Here is a 21,105-nt window from a genome sequence, read left to right on the forward strand (position 1 = left end):
TTAACATGATGAGAAGAAGGTGGAAAAATTGAAGCTACGTATAATCACGTTGATGTTTTTAATCTCTACCGTGTTTTTTGGTTTTAATGCACAAGATATTAACGCTTTGTCATGTGCCGAATCGGCAAGTCCCCAAGAAGAGTTAGAAAGAAATACTGGAGCTGTCTATGGGGAAGTAAAGCAAATAAAGGTGGACTTAAAGCAAGAGGGGTTTACGGGCACAAAAGAGAAATTCAGATATATTTTAGTGGAAGCTGAGAGGAGTTGGAATACTGAAGTTAACTCTCAACTAATAATCGCAACGAACTATACTTGGGGGTTTGATTTCAAGGAAGGCAACAAATACTTAATCTACTTTAGTGAAGCAAATGGCGAGTTAAACAGTAGTCCGTGCAGTTCGACCATCGAAATGAACAGTATTAATCAAGCAACTGAACTATTCGGGGAAGGATATCCACCCAAACAACAAGTAAACTTAGAACACAAAATGTGGTTTATGTTTGAGCAAGATATGGATATGTATATCGTAGGTATAGTCGTATTAGCAGCAATTTTTATTCTCTTTATGATTATAAGAAAGAAAAAGGGCAAAGTATAATTTCATTGCGCTAAAGTAAAACTTTTTGCTCAAAGAAAAGTCAGTTGAACGAGAGCATGGCTTCCAGCATGACCTATTACCCCTTTACTAAAACGAGGATTGAGGCGTATAATCCGTTGAGACATCAGAGTGTTAAGAGGGGAAAAAGTTATGAACAATGGGTTAATCAACGCAATCATTGCGTATATCATGTGGGGGGTTCTCCCGCTGTATTGGAAGTTGTTTGAGAATGTACCGGCAGGCGAGATTTTATCGCACCGGGTCGTTTGGTCATTTGTCTTTATGGGGATTTTCGTTGCTGTCCAACGTCGTTGGGGTGACATGAAGCGCATCCTGACCAGTCGTTCGACCCTGCTGTCCCTTACAGCGAGTGGACTGTTAATTGCTATTAACTGGCTGATTTTCATCTGGGCAGTTAACAATGGTCATGTGGTTGAGACAAGTCTAGGCTATTATTTGAACCCGTTACTGAATGTGCTGCTGGCGGTTGTCTTCCTTCATGAAAAGCCAAACCGTGGACAATGGATCGCGATTGCCATCGCTGGTGTCGCGGTGCTTATCATTGCCATCGACTACGGACGTTTCCCATGGGTCGCGATCTCGCTGGCTGTGTCGTTCGGCTTGTACGGTCTGGCGAAGAAGAAGATTAAGCAAGACGCTTCTGTGGGCTTATTTTCGGAGACCGCTGTAGTTCTGCCCATCGCACTCGGCTACTGGATCTACTTGGCCATAGTGGGAAAAGCAACGGCATGGACGCTGCCTGCACCCATGTTCATCGAATTACTTCTAGCCGGCGTGGTGACTGCGCTGCCGCTGTTGTTCTTTGCACGGGCGGCAGCTCGGATGTCGTTATCCACACTCGGATTTGTACAGTATATTGGGCCGACAATCATGCTGATTCTGAGCGTGTTCGTGTTCAAGGAAACGGTCTCGCCAGTTTTGCTCGTCGGTTTCGCGCTCATCTGGACAGCGCTCATCGTGTACGCTGCTGCATCGATGCGTGCTACGAGACTTGCTAAGGTCAGCTGAACGTAGAGGTATTCTGGTATCATCATAGGTTGCCCTGTCTGCCGCTCAGGTGGACAGGGCGATTTTTTTGTTTGAGCGGGAACGATAACTCGACAAAAACTAAAAAGTAGCTGGATCAATGTTATGGTAAAATACAGGGGTATTAGCTAAAGAAAGAGTAATCAAAAAACGAGGAGGCAACAGATATATTATGGTCAATGAGCTGTACGGTAAACGTGGTCTGTTCTTTACAGAGAACAATGTAGTTCGGACAGTATTTCAGTTTTCTATTTCAGCGATCATTGGTGTTATATATGGGTTTATGATGCTCAACGAGACGATAGGTGAATATATTAATAAATTATTACCGAGTACGGATGGTCCTGATCTTCACTTATATCTGCCCGTTGTGGTGACAGTGTTTGTCTATTCGTGCTTTATTCAGAAGAAACAGCGAATTGTTCTTGAAAAAATCTCATTTAGTTGTCTCCATATTTTTGTTGCCCTGCTAAGTTGTGTTTCTGCAGTTGCCGTGTTATTGGTGATCTGATCCACATTCCTACGTATCCATACCTTCAGGCCCATCCACTGCATCAATGACACCGACAGCGAGTGTTGTTACCGCAGCAGCAGCTAAAAGATTCTTGGCACCAAGCTTGACTCTGTCCTTATCTTCCTCTTGCATGCCCACAACAACATCTTTACCGCTGTTATATACATACTTGGCTGATATCGCTACACCTTTTGCGGTATTGGTTACAGCACCTCCAATATCGGCAAGTCCCGCGTCTATGGCGGTATCATCTTTTCGAATTGCACCACTGGCCAGATCATATGTTCCGCTAGCCAGTTGTCCAACGGTTTTGCCTGTATTAATCGTAGCTTTCTCTACACCATTCCCGATTTCTTTGATAAAAGGACTTCCCGCGAGTTCACCGACCACCCGCACACTGCCACCCAATACTTTCCCTGTAACTTCCCCAGCCAATTGACCCATCCCTTTTAAAAAACTCATCCATACTCCCCCGCTCCAATAAGAAGTTGATCTATGTTTTATCTCAATAAACTTATTATATTCATATGTAAGCCAAAAGAACATCAGTCTCCAGCCTGAGTGTGCACCCCTCGATTTACCGCGACACGGTTTTAGAAGTGCCCGATCTGATCCGGGAACGTCCAGCACGCTGCAACCTCAACGCACCTCATCACAAATAGGCGCTACTCCCATCGGGAACAGCGCCTTCAGCCCTTGCTTTACCTTACTACTTGATCCATTTGACTACACACGGTTTTAGAAGTGTCCCAAGGAGCAACGACGTAGTGGAGGGGGCGGAATCGATTCTGAAGAAGCGAAGCTAAAAGCTTTCTGAAAGAAAGCTACATCGGAAGCATACACTGCGCCTTTGTATCCTAATTTCAACTTATGAAAGTTGTTCAAGAAATTAGGATACAACAGCGATCATAAGAACGATCCGACCCCGGAACGCCACCATTGCTCCAAACTTAAACTTCTACCCACCGTAACTAGTCAATAAATCCTTCCATGACAGCCGTTGGCATCATATTGGACTGCCATGCGCCTTTGCCGTAGCCGCCGTTGTATCCTGGTGTAGCCTGAGGCTCCCAGTAGAAGACACCTTTACCTTTACCGTTTGGCAGATTGCGGATTTGGTTTTTCATCGCCGCGACAAAACTTTTACCAGCGGCAGCCTGATTATTGTCCATGCCGATTTCGGAGATAATGATCTCTTTGCCATAACGGTTGATCAGATCCTTGGCGTTGTTTACCGTATTCGTGACAGCGGTGTTCCAGCCAGAAGCGGAAGGATAGAGGGACATGGCGATCATGTCAAAGTTAGCTCCGTTATTGATCAGTCCACCAATATTCCATACATAGAGGGCGTTATCATCCCCACCCGCCAGATGCACAATGGTTTTGGTACCGCTGCTTAGGGATTTCACTGCGTTATGGCCTGTGTTCACCAGCCACGCATAGTTTTTCATGTTGGTGGATGCTTTGCCATCTTCCCATAACATGCCGTTGCTTGTTTCGTTACCGATCTGCACCCAGTCCGGGGTAACGCCTTTGCTTTGCATCGCCGTCATCACATCACGAGTGTGGTTCCATACCGCATCCATGAGTTGTTGGAAGGTATAGTTTTTCCAGGCAGCAGGTTTGGTTTGTTGACCAGGGTCTGCCCAAGAGTCGCTGTAGTGCAGGGTGAGCATCACGCTCATGCCAGCATTCTTTGCACGTTGTGCGAGTGCAGCTGCACGATCTTTATTCATGTAACCGTTCCCATAATCATTCGAAGGATTAACGAATACCCGAATACGAACGGAGTTGATTTGATAGTCTTTTTTCAAAATATCAATAATGTCACGCTGAACTCCGTTTTTATCTTTCCATTTGTACCCTTGGGCTTCCATGCCGGGAACCCAGCTGATGTCGGCTCCTTTGGCGAAACTTGGTGCTGCGCTGGCATGCTGACCTGCGGGCAACAGGATGGAGGTGAATAACAAAACAAAAGCTAACATGATGGATGTCTTGAAACCCCTTACATTTTTGAACATTACAAGATGCCTCCTCGTATTTTGGTTGAGTTGCATCTTCATTATAGCCATCTTGGTTGGCGCTACTAAAGGGTCTATTTCCAATATTTTGGGTGTTTTCTCAACCTCTCTACAGAAAAAAAGACAAAACAAAAAGCCGTCCGAAGACGGCTTTTCTACCCGTGGCGCTTTTTGAAACATTGATCCGTATCCCGCGCCTCCACTAGACTCTTTTAATTTGAGCTAGTGGATCGGGTAAGGGACACGTTCAACATGACATTAGAAATGTTGACGCACCTCCTTTCCTTGTGGCAAGAGTATACAACACCTTGTTTCGGAAAGCTAGTCTTTTTTACGTATTTATGCAAAATTATTTTTCAGTCTGGAACATCGTGATATCTCGTGCATAATGGCTCTTTGTTCCGTCATTGTTTCGGATGCGCACACTGTCTTCACTGATTCGTTCCACAATGCCACAACCTACCTCGCAATAGACGCCAGCCGGGTCTTCCTGCCATGCGCTTACCATGCATTGCGATAGTGCAGCCGTGAAAAACTCTATATTTTTTTGTAACGTTCTAGGTTTGTTGGATTTCATTATATACTCCTTTAATCAAATATATTTGGAATGAGAACAAGCAACCGGACCAAATCACACTGTACTTCACTTTACTCTGTCTATTGACCTTTGTAAAGGGATGGAAAAAGTTGCGGCCATGAGGTATCATTTACATAAATTTTACGTAGCGTTTACACTGCGCTGACGCTTGATGTTGATTACGAATAGTACAATTATAGGAGAACTTCTAACGAAGAATAGATATGCAACACATTCGGAGGCCATACATGCATAGAGACGTCAAAACAGGCAACTACGTTAATCGTGATTTGAGTTGGGTTGAATTTAATCGGCGCGTACTTCAAGAGGCCCAGGATCCAACAACGCCTCTGCTGGAACGCATGAGATTTCTCGGCATTGTCGCTAGTAATCTGGACGAGTTCGTCAGTGTCAGGGTGGCGGAGACGAAAGAGAAGATCAAGGCCGGATTCACGCAAAAGGATTTTACAGGATACACGCCTTCGGGATTGTATCGCAGATTGATCAAACGAACCGGGACCATGGTCGCCGAACAGTATAAAACGTATCGTGAACTCATTCGTTTACTCGCCAAAAAAGGCGTGAATATTCAGGAATATACCGATCTCAATGTGACACAGCAGCGTGCAATGGACCAGTACTTTCATGAGATTATTTTTCCGGTGCTCACACCGATGGCGATTGACCAGAGTCGTCCGTTCCCGTTAGTACACAACAAGTCTGTCTATCTATCTGTGATGCTTCAGAAGGAAGGGGAGCAAGAGGGCGAACCGTTTATGGCTATTGTCCAGGTACCTTCCAATCTGCCGCGGGTAGTTCAGGCTCCCATTCGGGCGAATAGCAAAAAGAAAACATTCATCCTGATTGAAGACCTCATCAAACATCATATTCATACGCTTTTCAGTGGATATGTCTCACTTGCTGCGCAAGAATTCCGGGTGACCCGCAATGCGGACCTGTTCATTAATGAGGAAGAAGCGGAAGACCTGCTTGAGGCCATTGAAAAAGAATTGCGACGCAGACGCCGTGGGGCTCCTGTACGGCTGGAAGTCTGCAAGGATTTTCGACCGGATGCCTTATTAGAATTGCAGGAAGAATTCGAAATCCAGGACCCGGTGTACGAAATTGATGGACCACTCGATCTGAGTTTTCTGGCTGGATTCGTGGATAGTCTGGAAGGTTTCTCCCATCTGAAATACAGTCCGGTGAAGCCGGTGTATCCACTTGAATTTTTGCCAAGAGAAAGTCATTTCGAATTACTGCGCAAACGAGATGTATTGGTGCATCATCCATACGAATCATTTGAACCGGTCACCGATTTTATATTGGAGGCTTCGGAAGATCCAAGAGTGCTGGCCATCAAGATGACATTATATCGGGTTAATGGCGACTCACGCCTGATCCCGGCACTTGCACATGCGGCTGAGAGTGGTAAGCAGGTCACGGTGGTGGTGGAACTGAAAGCCCGGTTTGATGAAGAGCGTAACATTGCTTGGGCCCGTAAGCTGGAGAAGGCGGGCTGTCACGTGGTCTATGGACTGGTTGGACTCAAGACACATGCCAAAATCATTCTTGTCGTACGCCGGGAACAGCAGGGGTTGAGACGATATGTTCATGTAGGAACCGGTAACTATAATGAGAGCACAGCCAAAGTGTATACGGACGTGGGACTGTTCACCTCCAATCCGATTATTGGAGAAGACGCATCCGAGTTGTTTAATGAGATTACCGGATATTCCGGTCCGAAGGCATTGCAGGCATTCCGCGTAGCTCCAGATGGTATGAAGGATGAACTGTTCTCACTGATTCGTCGAGAAACGGAGCATGCGCTGAAAGGCAAGCCTTCCAGAATCATTGCGAAGATCAACTCCTTATCTCATCAGGATATGATTGATGAGTTGTACGAGGCTTCTCAAGCCGGTGTGCAGATCGACCTGATTGTGCGAGGCGTATGTTGCCTGCGTCCGGGGGTAGAGGGGCTCAGTGAGAATATTCGGGTAATCAGCATTGTGGATCGCTTTTTGGAGCATTCCCGGTTGTTCTATTTCGAGAATAATGGGAATCCGGATGTATTCATCTCCAGTGCAGACTGGATGACACGTAACCTGAATCGAAGAATTGAACTGATGTGCCCTGTATTCGATCCAGAGCTGAAGAAGATGCTGGTCGATATACTTAATCTGTCACTTAATGATAATGTCAAAGCGAGAGAACTCATGCCTGGCGGCAATTATGTATTTGTAGAAAATGAAAAGCCCCCGCTGAGAAGTCAGACGGAGGCCATGGGTATTATCCCTTGGAAGCCTGCTGAATGGAGTACGATAACGTAACTCCCCAGGCTTCCTGCAGATCTTTGACGGCCTCTTCCAGGCCATCAAGTTCCAGTAACGGCTCGGCTGTACAGGTGAATTGCACCTGCAGCGAGTCGTTTTCTTTTGTTGCTTGTATCGCAGCGATACTCTCGGACCGATTAATGGCTTCGGCTACGCGCAGAAGTGAGCCTATACGATGAGCATGTCGCTCATCCGAGTTTTTTAGAATGTCCCGATGCTTATTCAGCAGCTGGGGCGTTCTTTTTTTCGGATGATAATCGGCCGCACTGGCACTAAGGATCGTCTCCCGGTGAGAAAGTCCATAGATGCTTGCATTCATAATCCAATAGGCCGAGTGCTGCGCATATCGGAAATAGTTAATCTGTTTGCCTGCCATATGCAGCATGGAGGAAGCATAGAGGATTCGGGCATCTGCTTCATCAGGAGCGGTACCTTGCAGTGCAGTATATAGGGCAACCGCATCCTGATGAATTCGTTGCAGACGTTTCTCCGGAATAGGCGGACCAAAATGGATAAAGTTGCGGATACTGTCCTTCAGTGCGTCCGGAACGACCGGCTGACCTCCAGCCAAGTAATCACGCAACAACCCGTCTCGTAGACCCGCACCACTAACCACATAACGATCTCCCTGTATTAACTGGAAGACGGTTTGCAGGATCAGTACGCCAGGCACAATGATATCTGCACGATCTTTGGCAAGCCCAGGTACCTTTTTACGCTGTGCGGAGGTGAGATGTGGCAAGGAGCGAGCGATGTTCTCCATCGCTTCCTTGCTGATCTCATAATGATGTGTGACTGGCAGTGAATACTGGGTACGCTTCTGTTCCACTTTGGCGAGTGTACGCATCGTGCCGCCAAGTCCGATGAGTGGCAGGTCAGGATGCTCACGAATCCAATCTTGTCCACGGAGAGCTTCGATGACTTCGTTACACAGCGCATTTGCATTCGCCTCGGTCCACTGATCTTCACCCCCATAACGGGCATGTGAATTCACTGCACCAATAGGAAGGGAAATGCTATGTAACCTCTTCCGATCCCGAAAGACTGTGATTTCCGTGCTGCCGCCTCCGATATCTACGACGTAACCGTCTGCCAGATCAATGGATTGAGTGACACCAAGGAAACCATAATAAGCCTCCCGATCGCCGGATACACATTCAATGGTAAGCCCCGTCTCTGTCTCCAGCCATTCTATAATTTGCGAGACATTGCTTGCATTACGAATGGCCGCCGTAGCTGCTGCACGGATCAGTGTGGTCTGATACGCTTCACAGGTTGCCTTGAATTGACGCAAGATGGTGATGGCTTTATCCAGAGAATGACGAAGGATGGTTCCATCTGGTTCAACAACGCTGCTCAGACGAGCGGCATATTTGTCTTCATGAATGATGCGATAGGCTGCGTCCCGATCCAGTTCATATATAACCAGACGAATGGAGTTCGAGCCGATATCAATAATTCCTATGGTTTCATTAGTACGTGTCATAAGCATCTCCTTCTACAGAGGTTCAACTACCCGAAGTGAAGAAGGGCAGCCATGGCTTCCGGTGAACCCGGCGGTGTGGCAGAGAAGGGCGTAGTTAACATAACAACAATGATAAAAACGATGAAACAGGCAAATATAAGACAACTCACGGCAAAGCCGCGATTGCGCTTTTGAATAAACAGTCGAATACCTGTGACAAAGAGAAGTACCGTAACGGCTACCAGAACGATCGACATTGCAAAATAGGCTACGCCATACAGGGATTTGAAAAATGCTTCCATTTGTTCTAAACGCTCCTTAGATCCTCATATTTAAAACCCTTCCAAGCCATTCCTTAGTAGCATACGACAGATTGACTTGTTTGAAAAGCAAACCGGGCGCTTGTTCCCGTTTCCGCCATCACCCTGGGACAGGTTACATGGAAAAGGGGCCCCTGCCGCGGACAAACATCCAAGAAAGCAAGGCTTCTGTTGAGTATGTATAAGGAAGGACTATTGTTTCAAGGAAGGAGATCAACCCATGTCGAGACAACTTGCAAGCAAATGGCGGAAGACAGCTGCACTGATGAAGTACCCGGTAGCGGCTGTCCATATTCCACAGACCAAAGCATTCAACTCGGGTAATCTGCTGCACATGCTCAGTCGTTATGGAATGGTGTATGTCAAACCTATTGTAGGAGGCGGAGGTTACGGTGTCATCCGGGTATCGGCGAGCGGTGGGGCTTATCGATACACCCATATGAAAACGACACGTTCTTTCGCCAGTTTCAGCCAGATGTATCGCTCTCTGGTGCGTGTGAAAGCCAGACGCAGGTATTTGATCCAGCAAGGCATTCATCTGGCAACGATACAAGGAAGACCTGTCGATTACAGAGTCAAAGTTGTCAAGACCGAACGAGGCTGGGTATTCCGTTCCTTGGTTGGACGACTTGCTCGTCCCGGATTATGTGTGACCAATCTGAGCAAGGGGGGCACCATGTTATCAGGAAGGCAAGCTCTTGGCTTATCCCTGCCTCATATATCCGGTCGGCACAAACGCAGGGAGATGCGTTCACTTACACTGACATGCACGTACATTATGGAACGTCAGTTCCCTGGTGTAGGTCAGCTTGGTTTTGATTATGGACTGGATTATTCCGGCAAGATCTGGATTTTAGAAGTGAATACCCGACCGCAATAGAAAATTGATGGAAAAGCTCAAGAAAATGTAAGGAAAACCGATAATATATAGAAGAAAACAGAATGAAAAACGTTTGAAATTTTACATTACTGGGTAATTTACTCGCAACCAGTCTTGAAACTATGAATTTATTTTAAAAAAACGATGCCTATCAACGTTCTGATGATCGTACATCCTTCCTGTGCATAAGTATTGTCCACACTATACATGTTGATTACTCAACATTTTTACCATTTATCAACAAACTATGCACAGGATTTCCACATATTGTTGTGGATAACAAGAACGCTTGTTCTCTATATGAATCTCTGATATGATAGTTTTGAGGAAAAAAAAGGAAAGGTTGTGGCGGGAAATGGCTATGTTATCCGATGAGATGTTGTTGGATTCCTACCATAAAGCGATTGAGTTGAATCTCGAACGAGATTTCATCGCACTGCTGTTGGCAGAAATCCATAAGCGCAAACTGGGTACCGACGTATCTGCCATTCTTCACTAGAGATCCTCATTGCAGGCAATGTCACAGGTTTCCGGACAAGTTCCATAGTGAGACAAGCCATGGTGTGCTCGTCTGACAATGGTGACAGTACATCACATGATTGCAAACGTTTTCGGCTTCGTCTGCCATGTCAGAGGAAGGTTGGAATACGTAAGGGCTGTATGGTCCGGTGTAGTCGTCCAATTTGCCGCATTCTAACAGTCCCTGAAGGCAGTGGGGGCAAGCCTGCTCCGGTACAACCAGACCGTTACACAGCGGGCATATATAAGACAAGGGTATCCCTCCTGATATGGATTCACTCAGGAGTAAGATACCCTTTTTTGTATCAATATATGTTAATACAGCGAAACTAGCGTTTCATGTTACTGCTGTGTCCTGGGGACAACTTGGCGTCTGGATCGAAGTATACTTTCGCATTGTTGACGGCTGTTGGAGCTTCACCGAATCCGACAGCGATCAGCTTCAATTTACCCGGGTATGTTGTGATATCCCCGGCAGCGAAGATTCCTGGGATGGATGTTTCCATGCGGGAATCAACAACGATGGAGTTGCTATCAATTTCGATGCCCCACTCGGCAATGGGTCCGAGAGAAGAGACGAATCCGAAGTTAACAATCACGTCATCTACTTCGATTTCCTGAGTTTCTTTCGTTTTCACATGGGAAAGGGTTACCTTGGTAATGGTATCATCCCCATGAAGTTCGGTGATTTCGGTTGGTGTAACGACATTCACCTTGGAATTCATCAGGTTTTCGACACTGTGCTCATGCGCACGGAACTTGTCCCGGCGATGGATCAGCGTCACTTGTTCAGCGATGGGCTCCAGCATGAGTGCCCAGTCTACTGCGGAGTCTCCGCCGCCACTGATCAGTACTTTTTTGCCAGCGAAGGCATTCAGATCACTGATGAAGTAGTGCAGGTTGCTCTTCTCGAACTTGGCAGCACCTTCAAGCTCCAGGCGACGTGGTTCGAATGCACCTACTCCAGCTGTAATAATGACAGCTTTGGCATGATATTCATTCTCATCCGTCTTCACGATGAAATGTTGTTCATCCTTTTTCTCAACCGATACAACCTTTTCTTCAAGGCGGATGTTCGGGTTAAAATGACTCATTTGCTCAATAAGGTTATTCACCAGTTCCTGAGCGGTTACTTTCGGGAATCCGGCTACATCATAGATGTATTTCTCCGGGTAAAGAGCAGCAAGTTGCCCGCCAAGCTGAGGCATACTTTCAACCAGTGTAACGGATGCCTGACGCATCCCACCGTAAAATGCGGCGAACAGACCCGCAGGGCCTCCACCGATAATAAGTAAATCAGTCATATCATGACTGGAATTCTGTGCAGTCAAGAATCAACAACACCTTTCATATTTTAATAGGTAGTTAACAGGTAAAATGTGCAGGCTACGGATCATAACCGGCATGGGTGCTGAACTGTCTTTCCTATTATAAACGGTGTATTCAGGGTTGCAAAGTTAGCTGTATCACGAATCTGAGAATAATTGATGAAGATCAGATGAGAATAGGATGAAATTGGAAATGAAAGGTTATGAAAAATAACAAAAAAAACCTTGATCTTTGCTAGAAATACAGATATCCTTGACCTGTACTATGTGTTTTTTTTGTCTAATTTAGAGTCAATATGTAATATGAAGACAGATCCCGTATTTTGTATAATCTTGTGGTTAATTTCACAACTTGAAACGATAACTTGCGTGGCAAACGAATCAATTGAATGAGCTATGAAATTGATGCAAACGTTTAAATAAATTCGCGAAGTTAACATTTGTCGTCATAATGGGCAAGACCTCATCAATATTTGTAAGTATGTGCATTTTGCATCTCACCCAGGATCGGACTGATGCAAGTGAAACCGGAAGGGGTATAGACATGAGCAGTATTCCCAAAATCGTCATCCTCGGCGCGGGCTATGGCGGGATTCTGACAGCCCAGCGGCTGCAGAAGGAATTGAACTATAACGAGGCCGACGTCACATTGGTGAATCGGCATGATTATCATTATATTACTACACATCTACATATGCCGGCAGCCGGCACGGATACCATTGAGCATGCAAGAGTTCCTATATCGAAGCTGATTGATGAATTCAAGATTGATCTGGTGAAATCTTCAGTGAAGGAGATTCGTCTGCAGGATCGGAAGATCATTCTGGAGGACGGTACGTTATCCTATGATTACCTGATTATTGGACTAGGCGGTGAGCCTGAGACCTTCGGTATTCCGGGTATGCTCGATCATGCCATGACAATTCGCAGTATTAACTCGGTCAGACTGATTCGAGAGCACATCGAATATCAATTTGCGATGTACAAAAACGATAACAAACGAAATCGTATTCGCTTTGTCGTAGGTGGAGCGGGTTTCAGCGGTGTTGAATTCGTAGCTGAACTTGCAGATCGTATTCCACAACTGTGCAAGGAATTCGACGTGAATCCAAAACATGTGCACATCTATAATGTAGAGGCGGCGCCTTCGGCCTTGCCTGGATTTGACCCGGAGCTGGTAGAACATGCGATGAATGTGCTGAAGAAGAAGGGCGTTACTTTCAAAATTGGTGTTCCAATCAAGCAATGTCTCCCAGACGGGGTTATTGTGGGTGAGGGTGAAAAGCTCGATGCTGCCACAGTGGTGTGGACCGGTGGTATTCGCGGTAACTCACTGCTTGAACAGGCAGGTCTTGAAGTGATGCGAGGACGTGTGAAGGTAGATGATTATCTGCGGGCCCCTGGACATGAGCATGTTTATGTCATTGGTGATAATTCACTTGTCTTTAACGCGGAAGGACGGCCTTATCCGCCAACAGCCCAGATTGCGATGCAGCAAGGTGTGAACTGCGCCAAGAACGTCGTGGCATCCATTCGCAAAAAACAGCCACAACCATTTGTATTTACGAGCAAAGGAACGGTTGCCTCATTGGGTAAAGGTGAAGCGATTGCTGTTGTTGGCGGCAAGAAATACAAGGGTTGGAAAGCGGCTCAATTGAAGAAGCTGGTTGATCTGCGTTATCTGTTCATCATTGGTGGTATTCCGCTAGTCCTGAAGAAAGGGCGGTTTTTTGGATGAGACATTGCAGTGTTCAGGTCCGGGGATTATTAACGCGTGACGAACTGGATCGATACAACGCCCTGATGCAGGTCGGTGGTTATCTCGAGGAACAGGATCAATATGATCTGGCCTACATCGTGCAGAAAGAAGTGGATATTCTCATTATGCCCGCGATTGAGCGGCTTAAAGAGAAAGGTCGTGACCGTGACCGGGCCACAGCCGAATTCCTCGAATCACTGAAAGCTGTTGATGAAGAGGAGCAGGATTAGAGACATAACTTTCCAATTGCTGTTATCCCCAGATTTTTTTGATTCCCTTTTGTTAAAGGGAAAATCCGGTGATAAAGGCGAACGCTTCGCTTTTTCAGGTTTTTTCTGTCCTTTCCGTTTTTGTGTAAATAAATAGTTCAAACAATATAGATCTAAATCAAGCTTGAGGTAGTAGAATATTCATAGATAATAAAGCACCGCTGACAATATCCCTTACAGGAGATGTCGCGGTGCTTTTTTGTGCGGTGTACTATTTTACAGCTTAAGCATGTCTTCCAACGTTTCTTCGTTCAAGAGGCTTCCCACATAGAACGAACCGAATTCGCCATAACGGGCACTTACTTCATCAAAACGCATCTCATAGACGAGTTTCTTGAACTGGAGTGCATCATCTGCAAACAGCGTAACGCCCCATTCCCAATCGTCGAAACCGACGGAGCCGGTAATGATCTGTTTCACTTTGCCTGCATAGCTGCGACCAATCATGCCGTGACTGCGCATCATGGTACGACGCTCATCCATGGACAGCATGTACCAGTTGTCATTCAGCTCACGTTTTTTGTTCATCGGATAGAAGCAGATGTATTGCCGTTGTGGCAGAACAGGTTTCAGGCGGGCGATAATCTCTGGATTTTGCATCGGGTCTTCGCCTTCTTTGCCAAGGTAGTTGCTCAGTTCCACTACACTGACGTAGGAATACGATTTGGTTGTATATTGAGCAAACATCGTTTTGTTAAACGCGTTCTCAACAGCCTTCAGATCTTCCAGCGTTTCGCGCAGGTGCATCATGACAAGATCTGCTTTTTGGCCTACAACCGTATACACGACCGTACTTCCTTGGGAAGAATTCTCGACTTCTTTCCATTCCTTCCAGAATTCCTCCAGCTCGTCCAGTGCTACAGCACGTTCTTCATCATCTGCTGCTTTCCAGGCGGCCCAGTTAATCGAGCGAAAATCATGCAGGGCATACCAGCCCTCCAGTGTTGATGCTGCTTCGTTCATTGGTTGTGTTCCTCCTGCAAGGTATATTTCCAAATCCCTATAAGGGGTTGTTTAAAAAGTCTGCTTTTGATTACGAATAATGCCTGTTGGCATCATCAGCATCGAATATGGCATTCAGCCGAAATGTCCGTTGCTCACGTAGCTTCCTACGCTCCGCTACTCCATTTCTAGCTTCATTCCATCTTCTCGGTACTGAAAACCAGTCTTTTTGAACACGCACTATAAGGGACGGGTGAGTACTTTATCGTTTACATTGTATCCCAACATGAAGCAGAAGGGCAAATGAACAGAGCGTGAATATAGGGAAATTTGTCCAGAAAGTTCGTTGCTTCGCCACATTTTTTGCGGTACACTAACTACTATCCAGAAGTGAAACCCGAATGTGTGAAAGAAGAGGTGAATGTCGCCCGATGCAATTTATACCTGTGTTGGTATTAATGGTATTATTTTTTGTTATGATGTTTGGTATCGGTTTCATTCTGAACATGCTGATGAAGACCACCTGGTTTCCTTCCTATCTGTTCATCATTGTAATTCTGCCTGTTGTTGTATACTCTCTATGGGATCATTCGTCGTCTCTGATGTCACATCTGGGTTCTTTCCAGCTTGTGGACTATATGACGGGCGTAGCGGGACTGGCTGGTGCGGTAATTAGTGGCTGGACGATCCAGAAGTTACGTTTGGGTGGGTACAGAATGTTTTAGATTGTTGGAACGAGGTAACACATGCCACTGTAATCGCGTGAAAGTCTTGTCTTTGTCGTAAACGCTTACGAGTACAAAGGGAAGGCTTTTTTGCTATTCCTTTATATTAGAAGGATTATTGTACACTTGTACTTCATATACATCTGGAGAACATTCTCTTCAGATATTCCCTTGTATTCTGCGGCTACAGCTTTTATAGTATTCTAGCGGCTCTCGACATTTTTATTTTAGAAATTTGCTGAATTCGGCGAAAACGTGAATGATGTCGACCTAGGACGAAACGGAGCGAGAACAGGCCATCTTTTTACCTGTTTTTGAACATTTGAGGATCAGACATTTATGATAGAATAGATAAACATACTTTTGGGGAGAAGGAGATCAGGCTATGCGCATGAAGAATCTGCACCATTATACTGAACATCATCGCTACTGCGTATACAGGGAGTTTGGACTTAGCGCCCTGGATGACCGCATGCTTACAGGAGCATATCAGCCCATGGTAGGTGCTTTTGCGGTTGGCTTGTATCGGCTGTTGTTTCAGCATCTTCCCGGTGAACAGGTCGGTTATTCGCCGCTTGAACAGCAACGGAGGTTGTTCATGACGCTTGGCTTGGAGCCAAGTGAAAAAGGGCGTAAATATCTGGTAGAGCAGGCATCCAAGCTTGAGGCAGTGGGGCTTCTTCAGACTTCACGGCTATATATACCGGAAAATGATGATTACATCTACGAATATGAGCTGCAACCGCCGCTCTCTCCGGCAGAATTTTTCCGGACACAGCATTTGACACTGCTGCTTCGTGACAAGATTGGCAAATTCGCCGTCCTTTCCCTGCGTTCCGGTTTCTCGGCAGTGGAGAATGGGGACGCGCCTTATCCGGTAGCCAATAAAGAAAATATTTCCGTTCCATTTTACGATATATTTGAATTGAATACCCATGTGATTGATTACGAGTTGGAGCAGGCTTTGTCGGAAGTCTCAACTACGGCACAGCGGACAGGCACGAATGATGCAGCGGAAGAAAACAGTTTGAACTACGCCGACATTATTTTGCGTTTCCCGCGAGAGTCGGTCAATCGCCGTCATGTGGAGCAACTGCGGTTCGATCATGAACAACTGGGCATTGTGAATTATGTCGTGAACAAGTTCAACCTCAGTGTGCAGGATGTATGCCGTCTGCTGGATGAAGATGATATCTTCAGTCCACAGGGCCAGCTGATTCTGGATGATCTCCAGCATAAGGCGAGCATGCAGTTTAGACAGACGAAGAAGCGTCATGAGCAACAGACCGTACAGGCAGCCAAGGTAGTGGCATTGAGACAGCACATGGAGGAGCCTGAACGGAAAGAGGACTCCGGTGAACCACCTCTTGAACATGGAGTGCAGATGGAATACTACGTCGAAGTGCCTCCGCAATTTATGACCAAGTGTGATATCCATCAATACAATATGATGTTGCGGAATGAGCCGTATACGCGTCTGCTACAGACGTTCTTCCCAGGTGCAGTACCGGACAATCTGATCGATATATTTGAGAAAATTGATCTTAGTTACAAGTTGCCGGGTGAAGTTATCAATGTATTGATTCATTATTTGATGGCATTGCTCGTATCCGGCGGAGAGCAGCGGATTAACCGTAACTTCGTTGAGGCCATTGCCTCCAACATGTTGCTTAAACAGGTGAACTCATATGAGAAAGCAGTTCAATATATCCGTGATCAGGCCAAGGTCAAAGGCAAACAGGCTGCTGGTGCAGCTGGAACCCGTACCCGTACATACGGCAAAGGAACCAAAGCCAAGCCCGAAATTCCGATTGTACAAGACATAAGCACCGATGGGGATGCCGTATCTGAGGAAGAGTTCGAAGAGATGATGAGATTTGCCCAGCAGATGCAGGCGAGTAAACAAAAAGGAACTTTATAACTCCCTGACCAAGAAGAAGTGCAAATCCACTTTTACCGAAAAAATAAGAGCCATTCGCAACGTATTGATGCGAATGGCTCTTATTTTTAAATCATGCATTGTATGTTGTGGCATCTCTACACTCCAAACAGAGAATGTTTTTTCCTATGGATCTATTCACGGGTTAGTGGATGTTCTAATTCTGCATGACCCATTAAACTGTCGGTTGCTTCTCCGTCAACAAGCAAGTCAATACTGTTTATTTCATCAAACTGAAAAAAGGTTCCTTTCAAAGCATCAATTGCTAAAATCTCTCCGCCAGACCCTAATCTTGCTTCATCCGGAATATGCACATCCAGCGTTAATTTCCCTTGATCAAAAGTAGCAGAAAGTAGTTCAATATTACTCCACAATGGAATTAGTTCGGTTTGATCACTACTTTGAAGGGCTGCATAGGTCTTACTGTATTTTTCGGAGTCATCTTTGAATGTAATTTCCTTCTTATGTTGCTCTATTTGTAATAGTTGATCATCGGCGTAAAAAACCTCAATTTCTTGAGATTCTTCATTTTCTTCGCTCGGGTTAACAATTGGCGCTGGTGTCGTACTTGTCGGATCGGAACCCTGCACTGGACTGGTAGAAGCAGGTTTGGTACCACAACCTACCGCTAGTATGCTTATCGTACAAATGGTGATAACCAAATAGATTCTTTTTTTCATAGAAGCACATCCTCTTAAATTATTCTCTACCCTATAGCTGCAAATACTCTTTTATTCCATCCACAATGGCTTGTGCCGCTTTATTTAGATTGGTTTCCGACATCATGGCCTCTTCTTCAATCTGGTTACTTAGGAATCCGATTTCTAGAAGAACGGCAGACATCGTGGTTTCTCGGATGACCTGGTAGTTTCCGTTCTTAACGCCACGATCTTTAAATCCCAAGGCATCGATCAGATTTTTATGAATGAGGGTCGCTAGTGCTTTACTACTCTCCCGTTGGTAATAATACGTTTCTGTTCCCGATATCTGAGGAGCAGCAGGGACACTGTTACCATGTATGGATACAAACACATCTGCATTGAGATCGTTGGCGAGTTTAACACGTTCCGGTCTTGTAGGGTAGATGTCCGTTTCCCGAGTCATCATTAGTTCTATATCAGGTTCCTTTTCCAAAAGAGCTTGCACTTTTAGGCCTAGAGCAAGGGCAAAATGCTTCTCTTGTTTTTTGGTAAAACTTATTGTACCTGGATCACTTCCTCCATGTCCCGGATCAATAACAACTATTTTTTTGCCGCTGTTCACTGGGATTGCAGGCGCAGGTTCATTGACCATACTTAGATCAAGGATAAATTTGCCGGCGATATTTTGCTTTTTGTAATTCACCGAACTTATATTGTTTAATTCGATTACGATTCGAACTTGAGGAGGATTATTTTTGAAAAGGGAATATCGTACCTCAGTCACACTTGGAAATTCGTTAACATCCAATCTTCCCATGGATCCTCCAGAGGGGACTTGTCCCATGTTTCCGAAATTGGTGGATGGGAAATCCACGATAATTCGTTCAGGATTTTTAAGTGTAGAAATGACTGGAGCAACTTCACGGTCTAATGAGACGACGAGTTGATTATTGGCATAAGTTATATCATGAACCAGGTTAGTGGTTGCATCATTCCCATTCGAGGGGGAAGGTGGCTCCGAACCATTATTGCTAGTTAGCGTAACAATCTTGTCTTTGTTATTCCAGCCCACTCGCAGACCCATCTCTTCACTAACAAAACGCAGAGGAACAACAACCGTATTCTTGATCATTTGTGGAGCGATATTAAGTTGGACGGTGTTGTTTTGGACTGTAGCTTGATCCTTCCCAACGGTCAAAGAGATTGCATTGGAAGCTTGTTCGATATTTACATTTTGTGTCTTTTGGTCCCATTTCACGTTGAATTTTAAATTCTCGGCGACTACTCGAATCGGAATCATAATATTGTTTCGTACATTAACGACTTCAATATCATGAGGTAAAACTAGCTCCTGACCATCTAAAATAATTTTAGTTTGATTCGTAGCTGCATGGGTGTGCAGGGGAATTAGCATGAGTAGCAGCGTACTGAATAGTAACAGGATGATAGATTTCTTCATTTTACACCTCGGTTATAATTTGCGTAGTACTAGACTCCTAACGGGGGAAAACTAATCACCTCCTGTTTTTTTTATGAAAACCCAAATCTACAATAATATTCTGTTCATTAATATGAACGCTGCAAACGACATGAAAGTCGTAAAGAAAATGTGTTTTTTTATTTATCTAATCTAAACCACTGCTGGAATTCTTTCGAGCCAATTTTTTTAACCGGTTTAACTTTGCTGCTTGCTGTATTGTATCTAAAAAATGCCCGAGGGAGATGAATAAAACGGTCTTTCTTAGTATGTATATTGCTAAAATGCTCTTCTCCGTATTTCCATAAGGAAATGCAATGATGTCTTCTTTTGGTGACCAATTATATTTAGCAGTCCCAACGTTCGAACAATTAGATAATGATACGTGGGATTTCGGTACGATGAAAGGTTTTGGTTCTCGTTCCTATTCGTGGAGTTTGTTGTTCAACAATATGGAATAGATTCGTTAAATCAATTGATCCGTAACCTCAGGATTTTATTGGTATCTTTCATGTTCAGAGGAGGAATTGCATCAGAAGATGGTATAGTTTATAAGTAAGTGATTTATACAAAAGTTTATGTTTGCCCGGGTTTGAACCGGGCTTTTTTTTACATAATTAGATATGTGTTTTTCTAATGTTTTTCAATACTCCAATTCATTCAGCTAACTAACTTCAATCTTTAACTTTAGAAAACGGAGAATTGATTTTAAAGAATTCTTTATATGACATTGGTTTTCGGCCAATCAGACGTTCAAGATCTCCAGACGTTTCCGAGAATTCTCCAGTGTTGATTGCTCGCATCCAACCTAATAAGAAATCATTCGTACCGGTAGGCCAGCCCATGACTTCAAGATAATCATCTTCGCTAATGGTCGCATAAGTGATATTTTCCTCACTAATCTCCGAGAGGGTTTCAGCGATGTCTGCAAAAGAACTCGCCTCGCTGCCACTAAGATGATACGTATTATTTTCATGCCCGTTTTGGGTGAGAACAGCCACGTTGGCTGCCGCCAAATCATCCAGAGATGCAGCGGCTACTTTACCGGAACCCTCGGGTACTCTCACACCTCCAAATTTAAGTGCATCTCCAGAGAACGAATTGAGGACTTCAAGATATGGTGGATTCCGCAGGATGGTATAGTCTAATCCGGATGCTTTAAGCGTTTGTTCAGCAAACAAGTCTGACATCGTTACTTCGGGCAAAATAAGATTTGAATTTTCTTTTCGTATGATCGACGTGAAGATCACTTGCTTAACCCCAGCTTGCTTTGCAGCAGCGATAACGTTGAAATGTTGTGTATTGCGATCGGTAAATGCTACCGCGGAAATGAGCATCACTTTTTCAACACCATCAAAAGCTCGTAGAAGAGAGTTATAATCAAAATAGTCACCCTGATGCGCTTCCACACCTTCTTTAATAAATCTTGCCACTTTATCAGATTCCGGATCACGGACTAATATAGCGACCTGACTTGACGGAACTTTTTTGAGAAGAAGTTCTAGCGTTCTGCTACCGAGATTACCTGTTGCTCCAGTAATAAGTATTTTCCCCATATTAACAACTCCTTTGAACGTCTATAAATACATGAAAATAGTTGTTTTACATTCTCATCTTGAAAAATTACCGTCTTACATTCGTCAGTGTATTACCCCATTCACCGACTGATTCACGCCAGCTTACGATGCTTACACACTCCTATTCTCAATTCTTTAGATTTTCTTTATATTACAAGGCTCATTATGTACCAT

Annotated in this window: 21 protein-coding genes; 10 read left to right on the top strand and 11 right to left on the bottom strand. The window is 44.8% G+C overall.

From position 1 onward, the window contains the following. Positions 1-19: 19 nt before the first annotated feature. The 3 genes from MHH93_RS16440 to MHH93_RS16450 all read left to right on the top strand — a co-directional run bounded on the left by MHH93_RS16440 (position 20) and on the right by MHH93_RS16450 (position 2,156). Positions 20-598, top strand: coding sequence for a hypothetical protein (locus MHH93_RS16440; protein WP_500054875.1), 579 nt, complete (start codon positions 20-22; stop codon positions 596-598). A gap of 150 nt (positions 599-748) precedes the next feature. Next, entirely contained in the window at positions 749-1,627 is an 879-nt protein-coding gene (gene rarD / locus MHH93_RS16445) for an EamA family transporter RarD (protein ID WP_500054876.1), read from the top strand. 190 nt (positions 1,628-1,817) lie between these two features. Next, on the top strand, positions 1,818-2,156 hold the full coding sequence (locus MHH93_RS16450; RefSeq protein ID WP_500054877.1) for a hypothetical protein: 339 nt from the start codon (positions 1,818-1,820) through the stop codon (positions 2,154-2,156). 9 nt (positions 2,157-2,165) lie between these two features. On the opposite strand, the gene MHH93_RS16455 is transcribed toward MHH93_RS16450, so the two are convergent. The 3 genes from MHH93_RS16455 to MHH93_RS16465 form a co-directional block, all read right to left on the bottom strand. After that, positions 2,166-2,621: a hypothetical protein gene (locus MHH93_RS16455; RefSeq protein ID WP_500054878.1), complete on the bottom strand. Its 456-nt coding sequence runs from the start codon at positions 2,619-2,621 to the stop codon at positions 2,166-2,168. 509 nt (positions 2,622-3,130) lie between these two features. Further along, a complete protein-coding gene (locus tag MHH93_RS16460; protein ID WP_500054879.1) occupies positions 3,131-4,180 on the bottom strand; it encodes a glycoside hydrolase family 53 protein in 1,050 nt (349 codons plus the stop codon). Between the two features lie 349 nt (positions 4,181-4,529). Next, on the bottom strand, positions 4,530-4,757 hold the full coding sequence (locus tag MHH93_RS16465; RefSeq protein WP_017692425.1) for a hypothetical protein: 228 nt from the start codon (positions 4,755-4,757) through the stop codon (positions 4,530-4,532). A gap of 248 nt (positions 4,758-5,005) precedes the next feature. On the opposite strand from MHH93_RS16465, the gene ppk1 reads away from it, so the two are divergent. Beyond that, positions 5,006-7,087: a polyphosphate kinase 1 gene (ppk1, locus tag MHH93_RS16470; RefSeq protein ID WP_500054880.1), complete on the top strand. Its 2,082-nt coding sequence runs from the start codon at positions 5,006-5,008 to the stop codon at positions 7,085-7,087. Here ppk1 and MHH93_RS16475 read toward each other — a convergent pair. Beyond that, positions 7,047-8,576 (bottom strand): Ppx/GppA phosphatase family protein, encoded by a 1,530-nt coding sequence (locus tag MHH93_RS16475; RefSeq protein WP_500054881.1) that lies wholly within the window; start codon positions 8,574-8,576, stop codon positions 7,047-7,049. The genes ppk1 and MHH93_RS16475 overlap by 41 nt on opposite strands. A 26-nt stretch (positions 8,577-8,602) precedes the next feature. Continuing rightward, positions 8,603-8,857, bottom strand: coding sequence for a hypothetical protein (locus tag MHH93_RS16480; RefSeq protein WP_062837940.1), 255 nt, complete (start codon positions 8,855-8,857; stop codon positions 8,603-8,605). 238 nt (positions 8,858-9,095) lie between these two features. Here MHH93_RS16480 and MHH93_RS16485 point away from each other — a divergent pair, with 238 nt between their 5' ends. Next, a complete protein-coding gene (locus MHH93_RS16485) occupies positions 9,096-9,755 on the top strand; it encodes a YheC/YheD family protein (RefSeq protein ID WP_500054882.1) in 660 nt (219 codons plus the stop codon). Positions 9,756-10,110: 355 nt separating this feature from the next. Further along, positions 10,111-10,254 (top strand): sporulation histidine kinase inhibitor Sda, encoded by a 144-nt coding sequence (locus MHH93_RS16490; RefSeq protein ID WP_017692430.1) that lies wholly within the window; start codon positions 10,111-10,113, stop codon positions 10,252-10,254. A 21-nt stretch (positions 10,255-10,275) separates the two neighbouring features. Here MHH93_RS16490 and MHH93_RS16495 read toward each other — a convergent pair whose 3' ends face one another. Beyond that, positions 10,276-10,527 (bottom strand): hypothetical protein, encoded by a 252-nt coding sequence (locus MHH93_RS16495; RefSeq protein ID WP_500054883.1) that lies wholly within the window; start codon positions 10,525-10,527, stop codon positions 10,276-10,278. Between the two features lie 76 nt (positions 10,528-10,603). Next, entirely contained in the window at positions 10,604-11,578 is a 975-nt protein-coding gene (locus tag MHH93_RS16500) for an NAD(P)/FAD-dependent oxidoreductase (RefSeq protein ID WP_500054927.1), read from the bottom strand. 568 nt (positions 11,579-12,146) lie between these two features. Between MHH93_RS16500 and MHH93_RS16505 the strand changes: the two genes are divergently transcribed. Together MHH93_RS16505 and MHH93_RS16510 are read left to right on the top strand one after the other, a co-directional pair. Further along, complete coding sequence (locus tag MHH93_RS16505) at positions 12,147-13,340, top strand: NAD(P)/FAD-dependent oxidoreductase (protein ID WP_036605766.1); 1,194 nt, start codon at positions 12,147-12,149, stop codon at positions 13,338-13,340. Then, positions 13,337-13,591 carry a hypothetical protein gene (locus MHH93_RS16510; protein ID WP_500054884.1) on the top strand — a complete coding sequence of 85 codons (255 nt, stop codon included), beginning with the start codon at positions 13,337-13,339 and terminating at the stop codon, positions 13,589-13,591. Before MHH93_RS16505 ends, MHH93_RS16510 begins: the two co-directional genes overlap by 4 nt. A gap of 255 nt (positions 13,592-13,846) precedes the next feature. On the opposite strand, the gene hemQ is transcribed toward MHH93_RS16510, so the two are convergent. Next, complete coding sequence (gene hemQ / locus MHH93_RS16515) at positions 13,847-14,593, bottom strand: hydrogen peroxide-dependent heme synthase (RefSeq protein WP_024632647.1); 747 nt, start codon at positions 14,591-14,593, stop codon at positions 13,847-13,849. A 410-nt stretch (positions 14,594-15,003) separates the two neighbouring features. On the opposite strand from hemQ, the gene MHH93_RS16520 reads away from it, so the two are divergent. After that, on the top strand, positions 15,004-15,297 hold the full coding sequence (locus MHH93_RS16520; protein ID WP_124117510.1) for a YuiB family protein: 294 nt from the start codon (positions 15,004-15,006) through the stop codon (positions 15,295-15,297). 385 nt (positions 15,298-15,682) lie between these two features. Beyond that, positions 15,683-17,218, top strand: coding sequence for a replication initiation and membrane attachment family protein (locus tag MHH93_RS16525; RefSeq protein WP_500054885.1), 1,536 nt, complete (start codon positions 15,683-15,685; stop codon positions 17,216-17,218). Positions 17,219-17,370: 152 nt separating this feature from the next. Here MHH93_RS16525 and MHH93_RS16530 read toward each other — a convergent pair whose 3' ends face one another. The 3 genes from MHH93_RS16530 to MHH93_RS16540 form a co-directional block, all read right to left on the bottom strand. Next, complete coding sequence (locus tag MHH93_RS16530; protein WP_500054886.1) at positions 17,371-17,916, bottom strand: GerMN domain-containing protein; 546 nt, start codon at positions 17,914-17,916, stop codon at positions 17,371-17,373. A gap of 31 nt (positions 17,917-17,947) precedes the next feature. Continuing rightward, the gene (locus tag MHH93_RS16535) at positions 17,948-19,336 is read right to left on the bottom strand and encodes an N-acetylmuramoyl-L-alanine amidase family protein (RefSeq protein WP_500054887.1); all 1,389 of its coding nucleotides are present in this window, start codon (positions 19,334-19,336) and stop codon (positions 17,948-17,950) included. Between the two features lie 692 nt (positions 19,337-20,028). Further along, positions 20,029-20,910 (bottom strand): SDR family oxidoreductase, encoded by an 882-nt coding sequence (locus MHH93_RS16540; RefSeq protein ID WP_440391494.1) that lies wholly within the window; start codon positions 20,908-20,910, stop codon positions 20,029-20,031. Positions 20,911-21,105 lie beyond the last annotated feature (195 nt).

This window comes from Priestia sp. FSL H7-0729 (genome assembly GCF_038005685.1).
Classification (GTDB): domain Bacteria; phylum Bacillota; class Bacilli; order Paenibacillales; family Paenibacillaceae; genus Paenibacillus.

Coding starts and splice junctions, on each gene's coding strand:
- MHH93_RS16485 (WP_500054882.1), top strand. CDS start 9,096: ATGTCGAGACAACTTGCAAGCAAATGGCGGAAGACAGCTGCACTGATG.
- rarD (WP_500054876.1), top strand. CDS start 749: ATGAACAATGGGTTAATCAACGCAATCATTGCGTATATCATGTGGGGG.
- MHH93_RS16500 (WP_500054927.1), bottom strand. CDS start 11,578: ATGACTGATTTACTTATTATCGGTGGAGGCCCTGCGGGTCTGTTCGCC.
- MHH93_RS16475 (WP_500054881.1), bottom strand. CDS start 8,576: ATGACACGTACTAATGAAACCATAGGAATTATTGATATCGGCTCGAAC.
- MHH93_RS16480 (WP_062837940.1), bottom strand. CDS start 8,857: ATGGAAGCATTTTTCAAATCCCTGTATGGCGTAGCCTATTTTGCAATG.
- MHH93_RS16465 (WP_017692425.1), bottom strand. CDS start 4,757: ATGAAATCCAACAAACCTAGAACGTTACAAAAAAATATAGAGTTTTTC.
- MHH93_RS16530 (WP_500054886.1), bottom strand. CDS start 17,916: ATGAAAAAAAGAATCTATTTGGTTATCACCATTTGTACGATAAGCATA.
- MHH93_RS16455 (WP_500054878.1), bottom strand. CDS start 2,621: ATGAGTTTTTTAAAAGGGATGGGTCAATTGGCTGGGGAAGTTACAGGG.
- MHH93_RS16505 (WP_036605766.1), top strand. CDS start 12,147: ATGAGCAGTATTCCCAAAATCGTCATCCTCGGCGCGGGCTATGGCGGG.
- MHH93_RS16520 (WP_124117510.1), top strand. CDS start 15,004: ATGCAATTTATACCTGTGTTGGTATTAATGGTATTATTTTTTGTTATG.
- MHH93_RS16490 (WP_017692430.1), top strand. CDS start 10,111: ATGGCTATGTTATCCGATGAGATGTTGTTGGATTCCTACCATAAAGCG.
- MHH93_RS16540 (WP_440391494.1), bottom strand. CDS start 20,910: ATGGGGAAAATACTTATTACTGGAGCAACAGGTAATCTCGGTAGCAGA.
- MHH93_RS16460 (WP_500054879.1), bottom strand. CDS start 4,180: ATGTTCAAAAATGTAAGGGGTTTCAAGACATCCATCATGTTAGCTTTT.
- ppk1 (WP_500054880.1), top strand. CDS start 5,006: ATGCATAGAGACGTCAAAACAGGCAACTACGTTAATCGTGATTTGAGT.
- MHH93_RS16450 (WP_500054877.1), top strand. CDS start 1,818: ATGGTCAATGAGCTGTACGGTAAACGTGGTCTGTTCTTTACAGAGAAC.
- hemQ (WP_024632647.1), bottom strand. CDS start 14,593: ATGAACGAAGCAGCATCAACACTGGAGGGCTGGTATGCCCTGCATGAT.
- MHH93_RS16535 (WP_500054887.1), bottom strand. CDS start 19,336: ATGAAGAAATCTATCATCCTGTTACTATTCAGTACGCTGCTACTCATG.
- MHH93_RS16525 (WP_500054885.1), top strand. CDS start 15,683: ATGCGCATGAAGAATCTGCACCATTATACTGAACATCATCGCTACTGC.
- MHH93_RS16510 (WP_500054884.1), top strand. CDS start 13,337: ATGAGACATTGCAGTGTTCAGGTCCGGGGATTATTAACGCGTGACGAA.